This window comes from Arthrobacter sp. E70 (assembly GCF_058266945.1).
Window position 1 is genome coordinate 1 of sequence record NZ_JBYQFR010000044.1, and the last position, 445, is coordinate 445.

Sequence of the window (445 nt, forward strand, 5' to 3'; positions counted from 1 at the left end):
CCCAGGGGCAGGTCCAGGCCGGCCGGCCGCAGCAGCCCCGGCACTCCGCGCCGGTGGCTCCCATCCACAATGAAACCGTCTACGCGGCCGGTACGGACGACCTCTTCAACGAACCGGTCGTTGGCAGCGCCACGCCGGTGTCCACCAGCACTTTGCCGGCCGGCACCGCCGAAGATACGCCGCTGCGCTACGAGGACGATCCCTACCGCGCCGAGAACGGCGTCTACGCCCCCGGCGAAGAGCCGTTCGGCACCGGGGGGACGAGGGAAGGACGCCAGCTGTGAGCAGCCAGATTCCTGAGACGCCGCCGAGCGCGGCGCACGTGAAGGCCGATACCGCGTCGCTGGGCGAGCTGCTCGGGGACGTCACCCGCGACCTGTCAACACTGATGCGCCAGGAAGTGGAACTGGCCAAGGCCGAAGCCAAACAGTCAGCCACCCGCGCC

1 protein-coding gene and 1 pseudogene are annotated in these 445 nt (G+C 70.1%); both read left to right on the forward strand.

Annotated elements, in window-relative coordinates; genetic code table 11:
* Positions 1 to 284 (forward strand): annotated as a pseudogene (locus AC3IMC_RS20455) (hypothetical protein); the annotation flags it as partial.
* Positions 281 to 445, forward strand: a 165-nt coding sequence (locus AC3IMC_RS20460) for a phage holin family protein (RefSeq protein ID WP_490920729.1), incomplete at its 3' end; no start/stop codon positions are given. The pseudogene AC3IMC_RS20455 and the gene AC3IMC_RS20460, both read left to right, overlap by 4 nt.